Genomic DNA, 19,873 nt, shown 5'->3' with positions numbered 1-19,873 from the left:
AGAAAACCATGTCAGTCGTGATTTATCACAACCCTCGTTGCTCAAAGAGCCGTCAAACACTTGAACTGCTTGAGCAAAATGGTGTTACACCGGAAGTCGTCAAATACCTAGACACACCACTTAACGTGGATGAACTAAAAGCGCTGTACGCCCAGCTTGGCTTTTCATCTGTACGTGAAATGATGCGCACTAAAGAAAGTGAATATAAAGAGCTTGGCTTAGGCGAAGACTCCGTCAGCGATGAGCAATTATTCGAAGCAATGGCGAAAAATCCAAAGTTGTTTGAGCGTCCGGTAGTCGTTGCTAACGGCAAAGCAAAAATTGGTCGCCCACCAGAGCAAGTGTTGGATATTTTATAAATGGATTGCCAGATCCTTATTTTGTATTTCAGCCGTCATGGCTCGACAAAACAACTGGCAAGACAAATAGCAAGAGGAGTCGAATCGACTCCTCAATGCCATGCAATTTTGCGTACAGTTGAAGAACTGTCACCTCACTCACACTCCCCTTCTGATCCAATTGTTACTCTAGAGGAACTAAAAACGTGCGACGGTCTAGCGTTTGGCAGTCCCGTCTGGTTTGGCAACATGGCTGCGCCTTTAAAGCACTTCTGGGATCAGACTACATCTTTATGGGTCAGTGGTGACTTAATCGATAAGCCTGCTTGTGTCTTTACCTCTTCGTCCTCAATGCATGGTGGTCAAGAAACAACGTTACAAAGCATGATGACCCCTTTATTGCATCATGGGATGATGGTTTTGGGCATTCCTTATTCCGAGCCAGAGTTACACACTACGCAGTCCGGAGGCACTCCGTATGGCGCCAGCAGTGTAGGCCATGAGGCAACCCTAAGCAGTGAAGAGATTCGCCTGGCACAACAATTAGGCAAAAGGCTGGCAACTGCAGCGTTAAAACTAAAAGTCTGTTAGTAAAATCAAGGATAGTTAATCGATGTCTGACTCTTTAGACCAAACACCACTCGGTACACAGGCTAAAACCTATCGTTACCTGGCTTTATTTGGCAACTTAGCCTTATTAGCCTGGGTCGCTATTTGGCAGCTTGCGTTATCCCCTCACCCTCACCTCAGCAGCACAACACTTGCTATTGCTTGGTGTATTCCGCTACTACTTCCGTTGCCTGGTATTTTAGCTGGTAAGCCTTACACTCATGCTTGGGCTAACTTTGTTCTTATGTTGTATTTCTTGCATGCGCTGACCATCCTCTATGTGGATGGGGGTGAACGCTGGCTTGCGGCAGTGGAACTGATACTGACTTCACTCGGTTTCGCTGGCAATATTTTGTTTGCTAGAGCGAGAGGCAAAGAGCTAGGCCTTAAGTTGAAACGCCTCTCTCAAGTAGAAAAAGAAGAAAAAGCGAAATTCAATAAATAACGCCAATCGCAGTCAATCACTGATCATTGGTTCGAATACGAATTTAGAAAACAAAAAGAGTCGCTATTGCGACTCTTTTTTATGCTTACCACATTGGTGTTTGATCCTTGCGTTTCACGCCTGGAACGCTACCAAGGAGATTACGATGCCGAGCGCCACTCGTAGATCAAGTCATACTGTTCTCGGACAGGCTCCACAATCATCGGCTGAGTTGGTTGTGTTTCGTCACTTGCTTCTGCCACAACATTTACTGGTACTTCAGGCTGCGCTTCTTTTGGCGTCGCGGCGTCTTTTGCTTCATTACTCTGAACCAATGGCTCTTCTTCTTGAGTTGAAGCTGGGGCATCAACTTCACCTAAAGGATCTTCAAAAACCATTAATTGAGAAATAGAAGAAGCTTCTTTCTCAAAAGCTTGTTGTGATGCCAAAAGGTGGATGTTGAGCGTTAACTCGTCCCCTTGAACACGCTTAATCTCTGTACCCGCAACCGAATTAAGTTGTTTTAGCGCATTCTCTAAACGGAAGAAGTCCGTGGCAGAGGTTACATTAAGGACTTTCACTGCTAGCGCTTTTGAAGACTTTCCTGAAACCACAACTGCACTCTTACTTGCATAGTAGTCTGCGATGCCATCCACCATTTCTGCAATAGCATTAGCACCTGATGCAGACCCGCTACGCGGAGAACGTTGCGCCTCTACAATTCTCGTTGGCGACTGGTCGTAGAGTGTCCAACGAATTTGTTCACCTTGAGCTCGTACAACCAAAACGGCGTCAGCTGGGTAGCGCTGGCTAGCTTGACCAATTGGCTCAATAAAGCCGCCCCAAAGATCAGAGACATTAACACCGGTTACATCATCAAAATCCCCAACCGGGATAGTGATTGGTAGGCCTCTTAGTTTCGCTGCGCTACGAAGTGCTGCAACATTTGAAGATTCAGAATGCTCCCACGCAATGTTACGATCGTAACCCTGTTCTTCAACCATCCAAACTAAAATATTGGCACGATTTGGCGACCAAGATGGCAATTGTGCTTGTGTTAAAAGAGAGCTGATTTGGTCGTTGTTAAACAACATTTTTAAGCTCGCTTTTCCATCAACCTGCCCATAGCTCAGTTGAGAAATGTAACGCGCACTTGAGCTAAGTGCCTTTTTAATCACTGGATTGCTTAAAGAGGATTGAGAACCGGTCGCTCGAACAATCACATCCTGCATACCTTGTTGACGAGCCAAAGACTCACCGTCGTTCTGCTCACTGTCGATAACCACTTCGGCACGATAGATATCCACCTGAGTTAATGCATATACTGGTAGGGACAACCAACCTATCAGTAAGAGAGCTAAATAGCGCATAGTTTTTATAATCCTCTGAACAAGAACCCGAATAATAAGCAACTATCAAATCTTGAGCAAGGTAAGTACTGAGTAAATTGTCTGTATTATGACCAGCTTTGTTAACTCGGGCCTCAACCAGCGCTTCAGTGCTATTTTTTATAATAAACTCATTGCTTATTAAGCTATCTCAACAAGTTAGGCTGTCCATTTTTCATCTTCACGCAAGACACGTAAAAGAGGACAATTTGCAAGCAAGCAACTCTCAAAAGTGCTATTTATGGGAAAAATTCAATCGAAAGTTTGATCTATGCAACATTGCAAACGATTGCAGGATGATAGTATTCGCCGGATTTGTCTGCGTATCTTGAAAATAGGGAATTATTATGAAAAACGCGTTACAAGGCGCTCAAATGCTCTTTGTCGCTTTTGGTGCTTTGGTGCTTGTGCCGCTCCTAACTGGCCTTGATCCAAACGTAGCCCTCTTTGGTGCCGGTGTCGGTACTCTCCTCTTCCAGTTAATGACTAAACGTTCTGTTCCCATCTTCCTTGCCTCTTCTTTTGCGTTTATTGCTCCTATTATGTTCGGTATCCAAACTTGGGGTATCGGTGCAACGATGGGCGGCTTGATGGCAGCGGGCTTAGTTTATGTGGCTCTAGGGGCGATGATCAAAGTGCGTGGTGTTGGATTTATCCATAAAATTCTCCCGCCCGTTGTCGTTGGCCCTGTGATCATGGTTATCGGCCTTGGCCTTGCCCCAACGGCAGTGAACATGGCGGTAGGTAAAACTGGTGATGGAGCTGCACAGCTAGTTAATGGTGATGCTGCGATCATTATCTCGGCGGTCTCACTGCTCACAACCATTGTACTCAGCGTTTTTGCAAAAGGCTTTTTGAAGCTCGTTCCTATTGTTGGTGGTATTCTTGCTGGTTACTCTGTTTCTCTATTCTACGGTGTGGTTGATTTCACTCCCGTAGAGCAAGCGGCTTGGCTAGCCATGCCAAACTTCACCGCGCCAGAGTTCAATATCAACGCAATTTTGTTCATGATTCCTGTCGCTATCGCACCTGCGGTTGAGCACGTAGGTGACATGCTTGCTATCTCAAACGTTACAGGAAAAAACTACCTGAAAAAACCAGGCCTTCACCGCACAATCGCAGGTGACGGGGTGGCAACTATCGCAGCTTCGATGGTGGGTGCTCCACCAAACACCACTTACAGTGAAGTAACAGGAGCGGTAATGCTAACCAAAGCATTTAACCCTGTGATCATGACTTGGGCAGCAATCACCGCAATCGTACTTGCATTGGTAGGTAAGCTAGGTGCGGTTCTTCAAACGATTCCAGTTCCTGTTATGGGCGGCATCATGATTCTGCTGTTCGGCTCCATCGCAACGGTAGGCCTCAACACACTGATCAAGAATAACGTTGATTTACATAAGTCTCGTAACCTAGTGATTGTTGCCGTAACACTTGTGTTTGGCATTGGTGGTATGGCTTTCGGTATTGGTGAGTTCAGTCTACAAGGTGTGAGCCTATGCGGTATCGTGGCAATTATTCTTAACCTTGTGCTACCAAACGATTTAGGTGAAAACCACGTTGTGGATAACGCACAAATGGAAGAAGAAAGCGCGAAATAGTTCGTTTGCGCCGCTTTATTAGTTGGCGTGTCTTACTCTTCTCCTCTTGTAGATACAAAAAAGGCTTGGTTTTCACCAAGCCTTTTTCTGTTCAGTCATAGTAATACATCAAAGAATTACTTAGTACCGAAGATCTTATCACCTGCATCGCCTAGACCCGGAACGATGTAGCCTTTGTCATTAAGCTTCTCATCGATTGCCGCAGTGTATAGCTCAACATCTGGGTGTGCTTTTTCTAGCGCTTCAATACCTTCTGGTGCAGCAACAAGTACCAGCACTTTGATTTGGTTACAACCTTTCTCTTTTAGGAGATCGATCGTAGCAATCATAGAACCACCTGTTGCAAGCATTGGGTCAACAACAAGCGCAATACGCTCCTCGATGTTTGAAGCAAGCTTGTTGAAGTAAGGAACTGGCTCAAGCGTTTCTTCATCACGGTAAATACCCACAACACTGATACGTGCGCTTGGCATGTGCTCAAGAACTCCATCCATCATGCCTAGACCTGCACGTAGGATTGGCACTACGGTTACTTTTTTACCTTTAATCTGGTCTACTTCTACCGGACCGTTCCAACCATCAATGGTCACTTTTTCTGTTTCAAAGTCTGACGTTGCTTCGTAAGTAAGTAGGCTACCGACCTCAGTCGCTAACTCACGAAAACGTTTTGTGCTGATGTCACCTTCTCTCATTAGACCAATTTTATGTTTTACTAGAGGGTGCTTTACTTCAACAACTTTCATGTCCATCTCCGGCTATAGTTGGCAATATTTAAACAAACCTTCAGATTATACATGATTTTCACAGGGATATCAGGATAAATCACTAAAGAAAAAAACAGACGCAAACGTTTGCTATCTATGTTTAAGCACTGTTAGAATAGCGCCGTTTTCATATCCAACTTAATACCGAGGACTTCCCTGTGAGTGGTAACAACTCTTCTCTTAGCTATAAAGACGCTGGTGTAGATATTGATGCAGGCAACGCGCTTGTGGATCGTATTAAGGGTGCGGTAAAACGTACTCGTCGCCCTGAAGTTATGGGTGGTATCGGTGGTTTTGGCGCGCTATGCGAATTGCCAACTAAATACAAACAACCTGTACTGGTTTCTGGTACTGATGGCGTTGGCACAAAACTTCGCCTAGCACTGGATATGAACAAGCACGACACGATTGGCATCGACCTAGTGGCAATGTGTGTAAATGATCTTATCGTGCAAGGCGCAGAGCCACTGTTTTTCCTAGATTACTACGCAACAGGCAAACTAGACGTTGATACCGCAGCGGATGTTGTTTCAGGTATCGCAGAAGGGTGTGTTCAAGCAGGTTGTGCCCTAATTGGTGGCGAAACTGCGGAGATGCCTGGCATGTATGAAGGCGAAGACTACGACGTAGCTGGTTTCTGTGTTGGCGTAGTAGAAAAAGAAGACGTGATTGACGGCACGAAAGTCGCTGCTGGTGATGCACTTATCGCTGTTGGCTCAAGCGGCCCACACTCAAACGGTTACTCCCTTATCCGTAAGATCCTAGAAGTATCTGGTGCAGATAAGAGCGAAGAGCTAGCAGGCCGCACTATTGGTGAGCACCTACTAGAACCAACAAAAATTTACATCAAGTCAGCACTTAAGATGATTGAGAAACACGACATCCATGCGATTTCTCATATCACTGGTGGTGGTTTCTGGGAAAACATCCCACGCGTACTGCCTGAAGGCACGAAAGCAGTTATCGATGGTAACAGTTGGGAATGGCCAGTTATCTTCAAGTGGCTACAAGAGAAAGGCAACGTCGACACACACGAAATGTACCGCACATTCAACTGTGGTGTAGGTCTAATCGTCGCACTACCGAAAGACCAGGCAGACGCAGCAGTTGCTCTTCTTAAAGAAGAAGGCGAAAACGCGTGGGTGATTGGTCAAATCGCACAAGCAGACGCGAACGAAGAGCAAGTTGAAATCCAATAATTTGCAAATCGAGCTCAAAAGATAAGAAGAATGAGGACACTAGATGACTAGGTCCTCATTTTGCTATCTAGAACACTAAAAACCATTCTATTAGTAGGTAGTTTAGAAGCTACATAACTCCAACCTACAATACCAAGGCGCTCTCGACATCATGAAAAACCATACCCTAAAAAACTTTGTGGTCCTCATCTCGGGTAACGGAAGTAACCTGCAAGCTATCTTGGAAGCTTGCGAAGACAGCATGCCAAACGCACGAGTGGCAGCCGTGTTCTCTAACAAAGCAGATGCTTTTGGTTTAGAACGTGCAAAAAAGTTTGATGTAGACGGTCACTTTGTCGACCCTAAAGCATTCAGCTCGCGTGAAAGCTTTGATGCAGAGCTAATGAGTCAAATAGATGAATACCAACCAGACGTGATTATTCTTGCTGGTTACATGCGCATTCTGAGCAGCGCATTTGTTTCTCATTACATGGGTAAGATGATCAATATCCACCCTTCTCTTCTACCAAAATATCCTGGGCTACACACACACCAGAGAGCAATTGATGCTGGCGATAAAGAACATGGTACGAGTGTGCACTTTGTAACGGAAGAGCTTGATGGTGGCCCTGTCATACTGCAAGCAAAAGTTCCTGTGTTCGAAGACGATGATGCTAGTGTACTTGCGGCACGTGTTCAGGCGCAGGAGCACCGAATCTACCCTATGGTGGCTAAGTGGCTGGTAGACGAGCGGTTGATCATGAAGGATGGTAAAGCCTATTTAGATGGCGCAGAGCTTGGCGTACATGGGTACGCCTCAGATGAGTAGCCCTGAATAATAAACTCCAAGCACAAAAGAGCAGCCTGAGGGCTGCTCTTGGTTGTTTTAATACTTATAAACTTGATTCAAGAAAACCATGGTGAGACTAGAAACCTAAAACCCAACATTCTAAAAAATCCCATAACCACTTGAGTAACATAACACTCGGAAAGTAGATTCTGAATCTGGTTCGTTCTTCACCGTTCAGACTGACGAGGTGTTTTATGAGAAATTTCTATCAGTTACGTCTTTACAGCAAGCCTTAGCGAGACTAGGACTCTACTACCAGCACTCTAGAAAGTAAGAATGCTCATCCGTATCCGCCCTCGGTTTAAAACGCATAAAAATAAAGCTCGCGATTAAGCGAGCTTTATTTTTATATTCAGAGTAAGAGACCATCACTCTAACGGTTCGGTTGGCGCTTGATTGCCCGGCTTAGCCGCCGCAAACGGCACATTTACCAGTTCAGAGGCATTATTTTTGACTAGTTCACCTAGGTGAAACAAGCCGTATTCGCCAGGTTTCATACGCTGCCAAGCTTCGTTGCCCGTCAAAGGTTGAGTTGCGATCACAGAAACGATATCGTGTGGCGTTGTTTCTTCTTGGAAGTTAATTTCCACATCTTCATCAAGCAACGCGGCTTTTCCAAACGGTGCGCGTCTTGTGATCCAATACAAATGATTGGTGCAATACGTCATTACATACTCACCATCACTCAGAAGCATGTTAAATACACCCTTCTCTCTTAGCTCATCACAACATTTAGCAACATATAAGAATACCGACTCCATATCCTTTGGTGGCTCAGGATATCGATCTTCCATTTGCTTCAATAACCAGCAAAATGCCAGTTCACTATCTGTTTCACCGACAGGTCGATGTCGACCTGTATGCAAGTCTTGATAGCCAGAGAGCTGACCGTTATGCGCAAACGTCCAATACCTACCCCACAGCTCACGTGTAAAGGGATGAGTATTTTCTAAATTAACACCACCACGATTCGCCTGTCGGATATGACTAACGACCGCACGACTTTTGATGGGATAATTTTGTACCAACTCTGCAATTTTAGACTCACAACTTGGCTTGGGATCTTTGAAGGTTCGAAAGCCCTTCCCTTCGTAGAAGGTGATCCCCCATCCGTCACGGTGTGGGCCGGTTCGACCTCCACGCTGCATGAGCCCAGTAAAACTGAAACAAATATCCGTTGGAACATTAGCGCTCATACCGAGCAATTCACACATGGTTTAAAAAACTCCCTAACAACACAGCTCGAAACGGTGGCCGTAAACGATTATTCCATCTCTTTTTCGATCAACTGAATGATGATATGAATAATCTTAATATGAATTTCCTGAATGCGGTCTGCATAACCAAAGTGTGGCACGCGGATTTCAATATCTGCAAGGCCTGCCATTTTGCCGCCATCTTTACCTGTTAGCGCAATCGTCTTCATGCCTTTCGCTTGTGCTGCTTCAATCGCTTTCAGGATGTTACCTGAGTTACCTGAAGTCGACAGACCAAACAGTACGTCACCTTTTCGACCAACCGCTTCTACATAACGTGAAAACACGAAGTCATAACCAAAGTCATTACTCACACAAGAAAGGTGGCTTGGATCTGAAATAGCAATACCAGCATAGCCAGGACGATTTTCTCGGTAACGGCCTGTTAGCTCTTCGGCAAAGTGCATTGAATCACAGTGAGAACCACCGTTACCACACGACAATACTTTACCATCTTGCTTGAATGAGTCAGCAATCATTTTCGCCGCTGCTTCGATTTGCGCAATGTTATGGTCATCGCTTAAAAATTTGTTGAGCACTTCAGCAGCTTCGTTTAATTCACTTCTAATCAGATCATGGTACATAAGACGTTCTCTTTATTATTTCGGCTTCAGTCAGCTCTTGACTCACTGAGCAAATTGTTCTGATACCAATTTGGTATCGGACATTTCATAAACCGGAACTCGGGTTTGATTACTCTGAGTTTACCCACAAACGAGAATTAGTGTCGATAGTGAACCAACAGATTTAGATTAGTGATGGTAATAAACTTGTCAACTTGCTCATGAAACCATCACTCAAATCTCAACTTTAGAATTTTAACTCTACTTAGATCACTTTTTATCCAATCTTATGTTTTACATTTCCTTAATATTTTGATTACACTTAAACCAACTGGTTAGACCTCTTACCTAACATGCAGACGTACAAAACTTATAAAGTCTGAAAAGGAAAATATATATGGACATCTTGCTCTCAATCATCACGATGGCGATCGTGCTAGGCATTACGCTCTACCACCGCATGTCTCTCGTGAAATCTATTAGCTTACTCACCGCAGCCATGCTGGCTCTTACAGTAGCTGGTACTGTCGGCGTTATTGGTTGGGCGATTTACGTTCTCGCCGCAGCTGTGCTCGCGGTTCCTGGCGTACGTCAGTCTTTAATTAGCCGCAAAGCGTTAGTGCTTTTCAAGAAAGTGCTGCCAGCTATGTCTCAAACCGAAAAAGAAGCGTTAGACGCAGGTACCGTCTGGTGGGAAGCCGAACTATTTAAAGGCAAACCAGAGTGGCAAAAGCTACACGCAATTCAAGCACCTAAGTTAAGTGCGGAAGAACAAGCCTTTTTAGACGGCCCTGTGAATGAAGTGTGCGCCATGGTGAGTGATTTCCAAGTGACCCATGAACTCGCGGACTTACCGCCAGAAGTTTGGCAATACCTGAAAGATCATAAGTTCTTCGCCATGATCATTAAGAAAAAGTACGGTGGTCTTGAGTTCTCAGCATACGCGCAATCTTTGGTACTACAAAAATTAACGGGTGTTTCTGGCGTTCTATCGTCTACCGTTGGTGTTCCTAACTCTTTAGGCCCTGGTGAGTTACTGCAACACTACGGTACTGAAGATCAGAAAAATCATTACTTACCGCGCCTAGCTGAAGGTAAGGAAATCCCTTGTTTCGCCCTAACAAGTCCAGAAGCGGGTTCTGACGCTGGATCTATTCCAGATTACGGTGTGGTCTGTAAAGGCGAATGGGAAGGAAAAGAAGTACTGGGTATGCGCCTGACTTGGAACAAGCGCTACATCACCCTAGCGCCAGTCGCAACCGTACTAGGCTTAGCATTTAAACTTCGCGACCCTGAAGGTTTGCTAGGCGACAAAGAAGATCTTGGCATCACTTGTGCGCTTATCCCAACTGATGTCAAAGGTGTTGAGATTGGTAACCGACACTTCCCACTCAATGTGCCATTCCAAAATGGTCCAACGCGCGGTAAAGACATCTTTGTTCCTATCGATTTCATTATCGGTGGCGAAAAAATGGCGGGCCAAGGTTGGCGTATGCTGGTTGAGTGTCTGTCGGTTGGACGTGGTATCACGCTACCTTCAAACTCAACAGGTGGCATCAAAACTGCGGCAATGGCAACCGGTGCTTACTCACGTATTCGCCGTCAGTTCAAACAGCCTATCGGCCATATGGAAGGGGTTGAAGAACCATTAGCACGCTTGGGTGGTAATGCTTACGTGATGGATGCAGCAAGCAACTTAACCGTTGCGGGTATCGACTTAGGTGAAAAGCCTTCAGTAATCTCAGCTATCGTGAAGTATCACTGTACGCACCGCGGCCAGCAAAGCATCATCGATGCAATGGACATCGTAGGCGGTAAAGGTATCTGTATGGGACCTTCTAACTTCCTAGCTCGTGGTTACCAAGGTGCGCCAATCGCGGTAACGGTTGAAGGTGCTAACATTCTAACACGCTCAATGATCATCTTTGGCCAAGGCGCAATCCGTTGCCATCCGTACGTTCTTGAAGAAATGAACGCGGCGTATTCTGAAGCAAGTAATGCTGTCGAGAAATTTGATAAAGCGCTTGCTGGTCACGTGAGCTTTACAATGAGTAACCTAGTGCGCAGTATCTGGTTTGGTTTGAGCGACGGTCTGGGCTCTTCATCACCAACCAAAGATGCAACCAAGCGTTACTACCAACAATTGAACCGTTACAGTGCAAACCTTGCTCTGCTATCGGATATCTCAATGGCAGTGCTAGGTGGCTCTTTGAAGCGTAAAGAGCGTCTATCAGCACGTCTTGGTGACATTCTAAGCCAGCTATATTTGAGCTCTGCGACGTTGAAACGTTTTGAGCAAGATGGCCGTCCAGTTGAAGATTTGCCATTAGTACATTGGGGCTTGCAAGACAGCTTGAAGCAAACTGAAGTGGCAGTAGATGAATTCTTAGCAAACTTCCCGAACAAAGTAATTGGCCGTGCGCTACGCGTATTAATCATGCCATTTGGTCGCGTACGCAAAGCACCAAGCGATAAACTAGACAGTAAAGTGGCGCGCATTCTACAAACGCCAAGTGCAACGCGCTCACGCATTGGTCGCGGTCAATACCTTGAACCAACCGAGCACAACGCAGCAGGTAAGATTGAACTTGCACTATCAGTCATTCTTCAAGCTGAGCCTGTGTTTGACAAAGTATGTAAAGCGCAGGGTAAGCGTCGCCCATTCTTACGTTTGGATATGATTGCTCAGGAAGGGCTAGAGCAAGGCTTTATCACGCAAGAAGAAGCCGATCTACTCAGAGAAGCGGAACAGCATCGTCTAGATACAATCAACGTTGACGATTTTGAGCCGGAACTGCTTGCCGCAAAGCCGCTATACCCTCAGATGGATAGTGTCGCGTAACTCTAGAATCTGAGATCACAAACGGGAGTATCAGCTCCCGTTTTTTATTGCTTCCAGAATCGGATTCATAACACCTCACACTACAAAGCCCCCCTGCGCAATAAAATCCTCGCACTCCAATCTTTTCCCCGATTTCCAGTGATAACTAACTCACAGACGTTCCAACTAAGCGGTGTATACTTTAAGTAACTCACTCACATATATGGTAAATCCGTTGGCTAAAATATTACTCGCACAGTGGTTCCCAGGGCTTGTTCAGCTTAAGCATTATCAAAAAGAATGGTTTGTTAACGACTTCAGAGCCGCCTTTTCTGTTGTCGCGGTTGCACTGCCAGTTGCCATAGCTTATGCACAGTTAACTGGTGTATCCGCAATTGTCGGTCTGTATTCGTGTGTACTGCCAATGTTGGTTTACGCCATGATGGGCACATCTCGACAACTCATTGTCGGACCCGATGCAGCAACCTGTGCAGTGATTGCTGCTGTTGTGACACCACTTGCCGCAGGTGACCCCACAAAACATTGGCAGTTGGTTATGACCATGACAGCGATGACGGGGATTTGGTGTGTACTGGCAAGTCGTTTCAAGCTAGGAGTGTTTGCAGATTTCCTTTCTCGTCCGATTCTTTTGGGTCTACTCAACGGTGTTGCTCTCACAATTATCGTTGGTCAGTTTGCGAAAGTAGTCGGTTTGAAATACGAGCAACGTTATTTACTGGAACGTTTATGGGAAGCTCCACAACGATTAACCGATCTTCATTGGCCTACTGTAACTCTGAGTATCGTGACGGTTGTCGTTTATTTGCTCACCAAACGCTACCGACCAACTTGGCCTGCTGCCATGCTGGCGATCCTCGTAACTACTGCGTCAGTTTGGTTTTTCCATTTACAAGAGATGGGCGTATCGGTTGTCGGACTCACTCAAGGTGGCTTCCCTCAGTTTCAAACACCGGAATTTGAGCTAGGTGAAGTTCGTGAACTAGTAGTCCCGGCGCTCAACCTTGCGATTGTCAGTTTTGTTAGCATGATGCTCACCGCCCGCAGTTTCGCGGCTAAAAACGGTTATGATATTGATGCAAATAAAGAGTTTCAGGCGTTGGGTTTTGCCAACATTGCCTCAGCGTTTTCACAAGGTTTCGCAATAAGCGGCGCTGACTCACGCACAGCCGTCAATGATGCAAATGGCGGTAAATCTCAATTAGTTTCGATTGTCGCCGCAATCACCATTGCCATTATTGCGGTATTTATTTACGAGCCTTTGCAGTTCATCCCTATCGCTTCACTTGGTGTTGTATTGATCATTGCGTCCCTATCGCTGCTCGATCTTAAAGCAATTTGGAAATTAAAATCTCGTGACAAAGATGCATTTTATCTGGCCATCATTACTTTTATTTCTGTGTTGATCGTGGGTGTAATACCGGGGATCACTTTGGCGGTATTGCTAGGGCTGTTTCAATTTTTACGGATTGTCATGCGACCGAGTGATCAGCTACTTGGCTTGGATGAAAAAGGTACCATTCGGACCATCGACGACTCAGGAAAAGCTTCGCCTATTCCTGGAATGGTGATTTACCGCTTTAACTCACCGCTAACTTACTTCAATGCTCCTTACTTTAAACGTAGAGTGTTAGAGCAGGCAGAGCATCACAAAGACGCAAGTTGCGTTGTCATCGACGCCGTATCGAGCTTTACTCACTTGGATCTCAGTGTGATGGCAACACTGGCAGATATTCACAATACTTTGAAAAAGAGAGGCGTACGCTTAATCCTCGCTGGAAGGAAACGACGTCTTCGTCAATGGTGTGAGCTTACTGGTATCAGCACCAGTGAAGGAGGCATCTTACTGCGAGCTGATATGTACCTTGCCATTAAACTTAGTGGCTGTTACATCAGTGCTGTGGGTGAGGGACAAATTCCTACTGTTCAAAAAGAGCCTGATTTAGAGCAGCCACCCAAACCAATTCCAGAAGTGGCTTAAATACAAATTTAATATAGAAAACAGGAAATTAAACTCCTGTTTTCTAGTGCTTATCTTCACAGCTGAATACGTGTTACGCCTTTGGCTTAAACTTTTTTGTCATCCCTTGGCTTTTAGGAGCCACCAGCCTATAACCAAGCTTTTCGTAAAAGACCGGTTCATCAGCAATCATAGAAACGTAAGAGCCTTCAAGTGCAACAGATGAAAGATAACCGTCGATGTATTCCATGACTTTTCTACCTAAACCGTTGCCTTGATAATCAGAATCAACGGCAACGTCGACAATTTCGAAGTTACACGCCCCGTCACCAACAACCCGACCCATTGCAATGAGCTTTCCTTCATCCCGAACAGATACGCCATATAACGAATTGGGTAGACCAATTTCAGCAGCTTTCAACGATTTGGGTGATAGCCCGGCTTTGACACGCATATCACAGTATTCTTTCGGGCTTGGCACATGCTCTTCATATCTTATTGTCATTATGTACTACTCCTTTGTATCACCTTGGAGCTTACATAACTAAACTGTATAAATAAACAGTTAAACGTTGGAAAGATGTTCCCATTAAGCACACAAAGTATCAGGTCTAGAAAAGAAGCCACCGACAACTCTGACGCCATAATAGATATAAGTTGCTCTGAAGCTAGACATTCCTTTTTCTAAACATGTTTCTCTCAACAACGTATCCGCATGCTTTCGAGCACTTTGTGGCAACACCTCTTCCCTCATGAGTTGGTAAAGAGCATCATGCACTAAAGAAGCTTTCATAATGTTTTTTGTGTCTAACGCTGGCCCACTCGCTCCATCCCATGCATAGCCCTTTTTAATCGTTAACACGCCTTGTTTGGACAAACTAAGAAAAGGGCTGTCATACGCGTTACTCACTGAAATGTGAGTCTCAATCTTTTCTTCAGAATGGAGAGTGTATTTATACTTCTGACGCTTTTTGTATTTCATCAGAGACCTCGCGTTTACTTATTCTTATTTATCACGCACAGCTGAATATTTATCCAGAAACCCTACAAGATCGGCTCTTGTTATTATGGCGTACTACCTATTACAAAGCCCAAATCAATATAAATAGAACTCCATGCAATCAATAAAGCCAGAACCCCTGACTTTATTGACCAAAATTTAACCAACAATCCTTATTCTGAAGGAAGTCTACTCAATTTTTTATGGATATCTTCTACAAAATTGGCTTGTTCACTTGGAGAAACCTCTAGAACATAATGAAAAAACGGACTTGTATGCTCAGTAATTTTATACTCTTCACTTAACAGCTTAATTACTTGTTCATGATTAAATCGTGCGGAGACTAAGCCACTCTCGGTTTCTTGAGTTATAACTATATAGTGAGCGGTTGGAAAAACCGTAAACCTTCCTTCGACAGGAAACCAAGGAGCAAAAGAAATAATCTCGTCATCAATTATGTATGCTTGAGGTTTACTGACATAGGTGTAAGGGTACTTTTCATCTAAATAGGGTCTTGCTGTATCAAACAAGCCATCATAATAAGTTGGTATTTCTACTTTTTGGATTTTACTTAAGGGATCGAAAGTGAAGGTATCAAGTGATTTTAAATTATTACTTCCCGAATCTGGATTATTAACACCATTATCAATAGAAGAACAACCTACAATTATCACTGCACAAAAAAAAGCTAAAATTTTATTCATTATTTCTTTTATCTTTAATTGATTGTTTTGAAAGTTAGTCACATTAAAAATGCAACCAATTTAGAAAGTAAAAATGATATATTATTTATATAAAATCCCAAACATATATTTGAGTACAGTAAACTTAAATATTCATAATTTATCCATTTTTCTTCTTCCAACTTGGTAACTTGATAAAAAAACGGAGCCGATTGGCTCCGTTTCTCGCTTTATGTGTTACTACTATTTCTTTGGTACTTCTAATTGCATCTCTGGCATGGCATCGCGCTTCGCTTTAATTTTGCGCCAGACTATCCATGCAATGATCACAATCAGCAGCATTATCAAGTTACCTACCGCGATAATAATCATGCTGCGCTTACGCTCAGCCTCTCGCTCAGCGATAATTTGCTTTTCCATTTCAATACGGCGCTGCTCGGCTAATTCAGCTTCTTTTGCAATTCGAGCAGCTTCTAGATCAACTTCATCAACAACACTGAAAGTTTGCTCTGGAATAGGAAACACCAACGGACGCTGAGTTGCAAAATCAGTGGCAAAGATCTCGCCGCGCCATGCGTACTTACCAAGCTCAGCATCGTTATTGAGGTTCAACGTAACTCTCATTCCATCTTTAGAGACCTGTCCTTGGCTGTAACTAATGAAACCATCGGGAGCGTCCTTTTTCACTGTGACTGCTATAGAGCCTGGTGCAATCATACCTTGCTCGCCACTCACCACTAATTGGTGTGGCTTATCGGGATTACGAGCCTGAATAAAAGTACGAGAGATTGGGTTCGGATAAACCAAGATGACTTGTTCTTGCGCTCGTAAGAATACGCCATTGCCAGACGTGATGCGCGCGCGGTACTTACCAGGCTCAACGTCTATTGGGAGCTGAACCGTAAACACACCATCCCCTGCTTTTTCATCCAAGCCGCGGCCGTCATCAGAAAACTCACCCACAACCATCGGCACTGGACGTGCTTCTTTGATCAGCTCATCTTCATTTTCGACAAACTTGGTAAATGTCACGCGCAGATTCACGCGATCAAGGAAGTCGCGCAGTACAAGAGGTTTGCCGTCGGAGGTCAGGCGAGCTGTAAACTTAAGCGCTTCCCCATTATATAATCGGTTTGGGAACAGATCCGTACTGAGCTTTAGGTGAGAAATTAAGCGGATGTTATTTTTAGGCGTAACTTTCCCCACAGCCTGCCATGGACCTGGCATAGGGTTATCAACGGAAATAATATCGAGTGAGGCTTCTTGATACCAACGTACATTGTCGTAAGAGCCCCAAGCATAGTATTTTTTACCGTCAGGACGGACTAAAACAACTGGCTGAGAACTTTGCTCACGATAAACCAAAAACGTGATCTGCTCGATGGTTGGATCAACTCGAAAGCGATTGTCTAACAAAGACATTGTAGATTCACTCGCAGCACTCGAGAGACTACTCCATATCGCTAAAAACGCGACCAACAAAGCCCTCAACATAGCTTCTCCTATTGATGCCAAATACAGTTGTTCACCAACTCTAATCTTTTTTGGTGAGCTTCTAGTTCATCGGCACTTGCGCGCAAAACCTTTAGCGCTTTTCTTCCTTCAATACGACGAATGGTTTCTACCCCACCCTCTTGTTTATTCGCGTTAAATTCTAGACTCGTTTGACCACCCGTCATAAAGAGGTAAACGTCGGCTAGAATCTCCGCATCGAGCAAAGCTCCGTGGAGTGTACGGTGCGAGTTATCAATACCGTAACGTTCACATAAGATATCAAGGTTGTTTCGCTTACCAGGGAAGATTTTCTTCGCCATAGCAAGGGTATCGGTCACCTTGCAGTAGTCGTCCGTTTTGCCGATGTTAGGATCGAGCATGCCAAACTCGTAATCCATAAAGCCGGTATCGAAGGGCGCGTTGTGGGCAACAAGTTCTGCGCCTTTAATAAACTCAAGAAACTCTTGGTGCACGCTCGCGTATTCCGGTTTATCAACCAAGAATTCATCCGTAATACCGTGAACTTCAACCGCTTCTGGTTGGATTTCACGATCGGGTTTTAAATAAACGTGGAAGTGACGACCAGTCAGCTTACGGTTGATGATCTCCACGGCACCGATTTCAATAATGCGGTGTCCCATGTAGTGAGGACCACCCTCGCGGTTCATACCTGTGGTTTCGGTATCGAGAACGACAATGCGGTTATATTCAGAATTGCTGCTGGTATTCATAAGGTTATGTATGTCAGACTATGCTTTATTAAATGTTTCGGCTAATAGTACCAAAAAATATGACCAAACACGTTGAGATTTTCACTGACGGTTCTTGTTTAGGTAACCCAGGACCAGGTGGTTACGGCATAGTATTGCGTTACAAAGACGTAGAAAAGACACTTTCCAAAGGCTATACGTTAACTACCAACAACCGCATGGAAATGTTGGCGGCTGTCGTCGCGCTACAGACGTTAAAACAACCTTGTAAAGTCACTTTAACGACTGACAGCCAATATGTGCGCCAAGGTATTACTCAGTGGATCCATAACTGGAAGAAGCGTGGTTGGAAAACAGCGGATAAAAAACCCGTGAAGAATGCCGATTTATGGCAAGCTCTAGACAAAGAAACCGCACGCCATCAAGTTGAATGGCATTGGGTAAAAGGCCACGCGGGCCATCGTGAGAACGAAATGTGTGATGAGCTAGCCCGGACTGCTGCAGAAAACCCAACTGAGGAAGATACAGGTTACCAACCCTCTTAGCGAGATTCTTTCCTCATAGTGTTACCCTCTCGATTCATCACCCCAAGTGGTGTGAGCTTTTTCTTCAAGCGCCAATGCGGTTTGATAGGCTTGAGAGGGTATGTCCGTTTCCGCGCGACTATGTAATACAAACTCCCAGCGGGTGATGCCCAATCACCAAGACTATTTTCCAACCATGTCCACATCGTACGGTAACGTTTCATCGGAAACAGCGCATAACGATCACAATGAATCACTTGATAATTAAGTAACCCTAACCAATCTTTGATGCGGTTCGACGTAAACATTCGTCCACTCCAAGGCAAATTATGTTTACGCCATGGAAGCAAACTCGCTAATCCAGTCAAGCTTAATGGGTTGAATCCAGTAATAATTACATAGCCATCATCCATCATCACTCTATCGACTTCACGCAACAAACGGTGTGGATCGCTTGCATAGTCGAGCTGATGAGCGAGTATCACAACATCAAAGCTTTTTTCCAAAAAGGGTAATTCGTAACCATCTGCAATCACATTATGCAACGGGTTCTGGATATCTACGTTGACTTGGTGTTGAATGTTACAATTACAGCTGGTTAGCTCACAGCTCAACCCGCCCAGTTTGAGCATATGGTAGCCGAAGAGTTTCGGGCACCATTCATCAAGTCGGGTCTGGATTGACTCAAGCACCCACGGACCGTTGTTCATTGCTGACCAAGTCGACGGGTGTGGTATAGTTTTGTTGCTGAGTGCTGGTTTCATTAACCACCTGACTAAAATGGGTGACGGAGAACGAATCGTGTTAGAGATCAAAAGCATACCCGCATTTAATGATAATTACATCTGGCTGATACAAAATAGCGATAAGCGCTGCGCAGTCGTTGATCCGGGCGATGCGAAGCCAGTATTAGAATTTCTGCAGGCTAACGAATTAACTTTAGAAGCGATTTTAATTACGCACCACCACAACGATCACATTGGTGGCGTTCCAGACTTAGTGCGTGCATTTCCTGACGTCGCCGTTGTGGGCCCAAAATCAGAGCCAATTCCAACCCTAACGACACCAATGGAAGAAGGCGACAAGCTGGAGTTGTTTGGTGAGATTTTCTTAGTACTTGGGTTACCCGGCCATACTTTGGGCCATATCGGTTACGTTGGGGACGGAAAACTCTTTTGCGGTGATGTGCTCTTTTCTGCTGGCTGCGGTCGTATTTTTGAAGGTACGCCTGAGCAAATGTTTGAATCACTGAGCAAACTAACGTCTCTACCAGAAGAAACTCAAGTCTTCTGCGCGCATGAATACACCGCGAGTAACGTGGCGTTTGCTCTAGCGGTTGAACCTGACAATGAGCAACTTCGCCAATATCGCGACGATGTAAACCGACTGCGAGCACTCAACATTCCGACACTTCCAACAACAATACGCAAAGAAAAGTGGATTAATCCGTTCTTGCGAACCTCTAACCCTGACGTGGTTCAATCTGTTGCTAGTCGCATTAAAAATAGCGATCCATGCTCGGTTTTTACTGCTTTACGCGAGTGGAAGAACGAATTTTAACCATTTTCTGCTTGTAAGTTTGCAAGACCCCAGTATTATCAGGGACTGATTTTTCGAGAAGCGCCACTGGCGCTTCTCTTACGTTTGGGGTTGATATAAATCTATTTGAATTTCTCCCCATTGCATAATTAG

The 19,873-nt window shown here is 44.7% G+C and carries 20 protein-coding genes; 10 read left to right on the top strand and 10 right to left on the bottom strand.

The genetic code is table 11. The features are described from left to right. The first annotated feature begins 8 nt into the window (after window positions 1-8). Genes arsC through R7E29_RS16005 form a run of 3 tightly spaced genes read left to right on the top strand, consistent with a single transcriptional unit; the run spans window position 9 to window position 1,392 of the window. Entirely contained in the window at window positions 9-359 is a 351-nt protein-coding gene (arsC, locus tag R7E29_RS16015) for an arsenate reductase (glutaredoxin) (protein WP_005380410.1), read from the top strand. After that, the gene (wrbA, locus tag R7E29_RS16010) at window positions 360-929 is read left to right on the top strand and encodes an NAD(P)H:quinone oxidoreductase (RefSeq protein ID WP_053304481.1); all 570 of its coding nucleotides are present in this window, start codon (window positions 360-362) and stop codon (window positions 927-929) included. Window positions 930-951: 22 nt separating this feature from the next. Then, window positions 952-1,392: a DUF2069 domain-containing protein gene (locus tag R7E29_RS16005; RefSeq protein ID WP_005380407.1), complete on the top strand. Its 441-nt coding sequence runs from the start codon at window positions 952-954 to the stop codon at window positions 1,390-1,392. Window positions 1,393-1,532: 140 nt separating this feature from the next. Here the strand turns inward: R7E29_RS16005 and R7E29_RS16000 are convergent, their stop codons facing one another. Then, window positions 1,533-2,741 carry a DUF2066 domain-containing protein gene (locus R7E29_RS16000; protein WP_033907510.1) on the bottom strand — a complete coding sequence of 403 codons (1,209 nt, stop codon included), beginning with the start codon at window positions 2,739-2,741 and terminating at the stop codon, window positions 1,533-1,535. Window positions 2,742-3,106: 365 nt separating this feature from the next. On the opposite strand from R7E29_RS16000, the gene R7E29_RS15995 reads away from it, so the two are divergent. Further along, entirely contained in the window at window positions 3,107-4,360 is a 1,254-nt protein-coding gene (locus R7E29_RS15995) for a uracil-xanthine permease family protein (RefSeq protein WP_005389855.1), read from the top strand. Between the two features lie 116 nt (window positions 4,361-4,476). Here R7E29_RS15995 and upp read toward each other — a convergent pair whose 3' ends face one another. Beyond that, window positions 4,477-5,103, bottom strand: coding sequence for a uracil phosphoribosyltransferase (upp, locus tag R7E29_RS15990; RefSeq protein WP_005380401.1), 627 nt, complete (start codon window positions 5,101-5,103; stop codon window positions 4,477-4,479). Between the two features lie 179 nt (window positions 5,104-5,282). On the opposite strand from upp, the gene purM reads away from it, so the two are divergent. Next, the gene (gene purM / locus R7E29_RS15985; RefSeq protein WP_005389861.1) at window positions 5,283-6,323 is read left to right on the top strand and encodes a phosphoribosylformylglycinamidine cyclo-ligase; all 1,041 of its coding nucleotides are present in this window, start codon (window positions 5,283-5,285) and stop codon (window positions 6,321-6,323) included. A 151-nt stretch (window positions 6,324-6,474) separates the two neighbouring features. After that, the gene (gene purN / locus R7E29_RS15980; protein ID WP_025768256.1) at window positions 6,475-7,131 is read left to right on the top strand and encodes a phosphoribosylglycinamide formyltransferase; all 657 of its coding nucleotides are present in this window, start codon (window positions 6,475-6,477) and stop codon (window positions 7,129-7,131) included. A 389-nt stretch (window positions 7,132-7,520) separates the two neighbouring features. Here the strand turns inward: purN and R7E29_RS15975 are convergent, their stop codons facing one another. Beyond that, entirely contained in the window at window positions 7,521-8,366 is an 846-nt protein-coding gene (locus R7E29_RS15975) for a class II glutamine amidotransferase (RefSeq protein ID WP_005380394.1), read from the bottom strand. Between the two features lie 50 nt (window positions 8,367-8,416). Beyond that, complete coding sequence (gene lpcA / locus R7E29_RS15970; RefSeq protein ID WP_005380392.1) at window positions 8,417-8,992, bottom strand: D-sedoheptulose 7-phosphate isomerase; 576 nt, start codon at window positions 8,990-8,992, stop codon at window positions 8,417-8,419. Window positions 8,993-9,368: 376 nt separating this feature from the next. Here lpcA and fadE point away from each other — a divergent pair, with 376 nt between their 5' ends. Together fadE and R7E29_RS15960 are read left to right on the top strand one after the other, a co-directional pair. After that, window positions 9,369-11,813, top strand: a complete 2,445-nt coding sequence (fadE, locus tag R7E29_RS15965; protein ID WP_054574853.1) for an acyl-CoA dehydrogenase FadE — start codon at window positions 9,369-9,371, stop codon at window positions 11,811-11,813. A 202-nt stretch (window positions 11,814-12,015) separates the two neighbouring features. Beyond that, entirely contained in the window at window positions 12,016-13,791 is a 1,776-nt protein-coding gene (locus tag R7E29_RS15960) for a SulP family inorganic anion transporter (RefSeq protein ID WP_005380390.1), read from the top strand. A 73-nt stretch (window positions 13,792-13,864) separates the two neighbouring features. Here the strand turns inward: R7E29_RS15960 and R7E29_RS15955 are convergent, their stop codons facing one another. The 5 genes from R7E29_RS15955 to dnaQ all read right to left on the bottom strand — a co-directional run bounded on the left by R7E29_RS15955 (window position 13,865) and on the right by dnaQ (window position 17,678). Further along, on the bottom strand, window positions 13,865-14,275 hold the full coding sequence (locus R7E29_RS15955) for a GNAT family N-acetyltransferase (protein WP_017633770.1): 411 nt from the start codon (window positions 14,273-14,275) through the stop codon (window positions 13,865-13,867). A gap of 84 nt (window positions 14,276-14,359) precedes the next feature. Next, on the bottom strand, window positions 14,360-14,752 hold the full coding sequence (locus R7E29_RS15950) for a DUF1353 domain-containing protein (RefSeq protein ID WP_017633769.1): 393 nt from the start codon (window positions 14,750-14,752) through the stop codon (window positions 14,360-14,362). A gap of 191 nt (window positions 14,753-14,943) precedes the next feature. After that, a complete protein-coding gene (locus R7E29_RS15945) occupies window positions 14,944-15,474 on the bottom strand; it encodes a hypothetical protein (RefSeq protein ID WP_005380387.1) in 531 nt (176 codons plus the stop codon). A gap of 222 nt (window positions 15,475-15,696) precedes the next feature. Further along, complete coding sequence (locus R7E29_RS15940) at window positions 15,697-16,947, bottom strand: TIGR03503 family protein (protein WP_042521423.1); 1,251 nt, start codon at window positions 16,945-16,947, stop codon at window positions 15,697-15,699. Window positions 16,948-16,955: 8 nt separating this feature from the next. Further along, window positions 16,956-17,678 carry a DNA polymerase III subunit epsilon gene (gene dnaQ / locus R7E29_RS15935; RefSeq protein ID WP_017636047.1) on the bottom strand — a complete coding sequence of 241 codons (723 nt, stop codon included), beginning with the start codon at window positions 17,676-17,678 and terminating at the stop codon, window positions 16,956-16,958. Window positions 17,679-17,737: 59 nt separating this feature from the next. On the opposite strand from dnaQ, the gene rnhA reads away from it, so the two are divergent. Further along, window positions 17,738-18,202 (top strand): ribonuclease HI, encoded by a 465-nt coding sequence (gene rnhA, locus R7E29_RS15930; RefSeq protein ID WP_005380384.1) that lies wholly within the window; start codon window positions 17,738-17,740, stop codon window positions 18,200-18,202. Here rnhA and R7E29_RS15925 read toward each other — a convergent pair. Continuing rightward, window positions 18,199-18,945, bottom strand: a complete 747-nt coding sequence (locus R7E29_RS15925) for a class I SAM-dependent methyltransferase (protein ID WP_017636046.1) — start codon at window positions 18,943-18,945, stop codon at window positions 18,199-18,201. The two genes, rnhA and R7E29_RS15925, sit on opposite strands and share 4 nt — an antisense overlap. 37 nt (window positions 18,946-18,982) lie before the next feature. Here R7E29_RS15925 and gloB point away from each other — a divergent pair, with 37 nt between their 5' ends. Further along, the gene (gloB, locus tag R7E29_RS15920) at window positions 18,983-19,741 is read left to right on the top strand and encodes a hydroxyacylglutathione hydrolase (RefSeq protein ID WP_017636045.1); all 759 of its coding nucleotides are present in this window, start codon (window positions 18,983-18,985) and stop codon (window positions 19,739-19,741) included. The last annotated feature ends 132 nt before the right edge of the window (window positions 19,742-19,873 follow it).

It is taken from the genome of Vibrio sp. Vb1729 (genome assembly GCF_033338655.1).
Taxonomy (GTDB): domain Bacteria; phylum Pseudomonadota; class Gammaproteobacteria; order Enterobacterales; family Vibrionaceae; genus Vibrio; species Vibrio alginolyticus.
Note: the sequence above shows the minus strand (reverse complement) of the source record. Positions and strands in the feature narration are given on the sequence as shown.

What these genes read in the sequence shown, in the direction of transcription:
- R7E29_RS15945 (WP_005380387.1), bottom strand. Translation starts at nt 15,474, where the DNA reads ATGAATAAAATTTTAGCTTTTTTTTGTGCAGTGATAATTGTAGGTTGT.
- purN (WP_025768256.1), top strand. Translation starts at nt 6,475, where the DNA reads ATGAAAAACCATACCCTAAAAAACTTTGTGGTCCTCATCTCGGGTAAC.
- R7E29_RS15925 (WP_017636046.1), bottom strand. Translation starts at nt 18,945, where the DNA reads ATGAAACCAGCACTCAGCAACAAAACTATACCACACCCGTCGACTTGG.
- upp (WP_005380401.1), bottom strand. Translation starts at nt 5,103, where the DNA reads ATGAAAGTTGTTGAAGTAAAGCACCCTCTAGTAAAACATAAAATTGGT.
- rnhA (WP_005380384.1), top strand. Translation starts at nt 17,738, where the DNA reads ATGACCAAACACGTTGAGATTTTCACTGACGGTTCTTGTTTAGGTAAC.
- R7E29_RS15940 (WP_042521423.1), bottom strand. Translation starts at nt 16,947, where the DNA reads ATGTTGAGGGCTTTGTTGGTCGCGTTTTTAGCGATATGGAGTAGTCTC.
- R7E29_RS16005 (WP_005380407.1), top strand. Translation starts at nt 952, where the DNA reads ATGTCTGACTCTTTAGACCAAACACCACTCGGTACACAGGCTAAAACC.
- R7E29_RS15955 (WP_017633770.1), bottom strand. Translation starts at nt 14,275, where the DNA reads ATGACAATAAGATATGAAGAGCATGTGCCAAGCCCGAAAGAATACTGT.
- wrbA (WP_053304481.1), top strand. Translation starts at nt 360, where the DNA reads ATGGATTGCCAGATCCTTATTTTGTATTTCAGCCGTCATGGCTCGACA.
- R7E29_RS15960 (WP_005380390.1), top strand. Translation starts at nt 12,016, where the DNA reads ATGGTAAATCCGTTGGCTAAAATATTACTCGCACAGTGGTTCCCAGGG.
- dnaQ (WP_017636047.1), bottom strand. Translation starts at nt 17,678, where the DNA reads ATGAATACCAGCAGCAATTCTGAATATAACCGCATTGTCGTTCTCGAT.
- arsC (WP_005380410.1), top strand. Translation starts at nt 9, where the DNA reads ATGTCAGTCGTGATTTATCACAACCCTCGTTGCTCAAAGAGCCGTCAA.
- fadE (WP_054574853.1), top strand. Translation starts at nt 9,369, where the DNA reads ATGGACATCTTGCTCTCAATCATCACGATGGCGATCGTGCTAGGCATT.
- R7E29_RS15995 (WP_005389855.1), top strand. Translation starts at nt 3,107, where the DNA reads ATGAAAAACGCGTTACAAGGCGCTCAAATGCTCTTTGTCGCTTTTGGT.
- R7E29_RS15950 (WP_017633769.1), bottom strand. Translation starts at nt 14,752, where the DNA reads ATGAAATACAAAAAGCGTCAGAAGTATAAATACACTCTCCATTCTGAA.
- R7E29_RS16000 (WP_033907510.1), bottom strand. Translation starts at nt 2,741, where the DNA reads ATGCGCTATTTAGCTCTCTTACTGATAGGTTGGTTGTCCCTACCAGTA.
- R7E29_RS15975 (WP_005380394.1), bottom strand. Translation starts at nt 8,366, where the DNA reads ATGTGTGAATTGCTCGGTATGAGCGCTAATGTTCCAACGGATATTTGT.
- lpcA (WP_005380392.1), bottom strand. Translation starts at nt 8,992, where the DNA reads ATGTACCATGATCTGATTAGAAGTGAATTAAACGAAGCTGCTGAAGTG.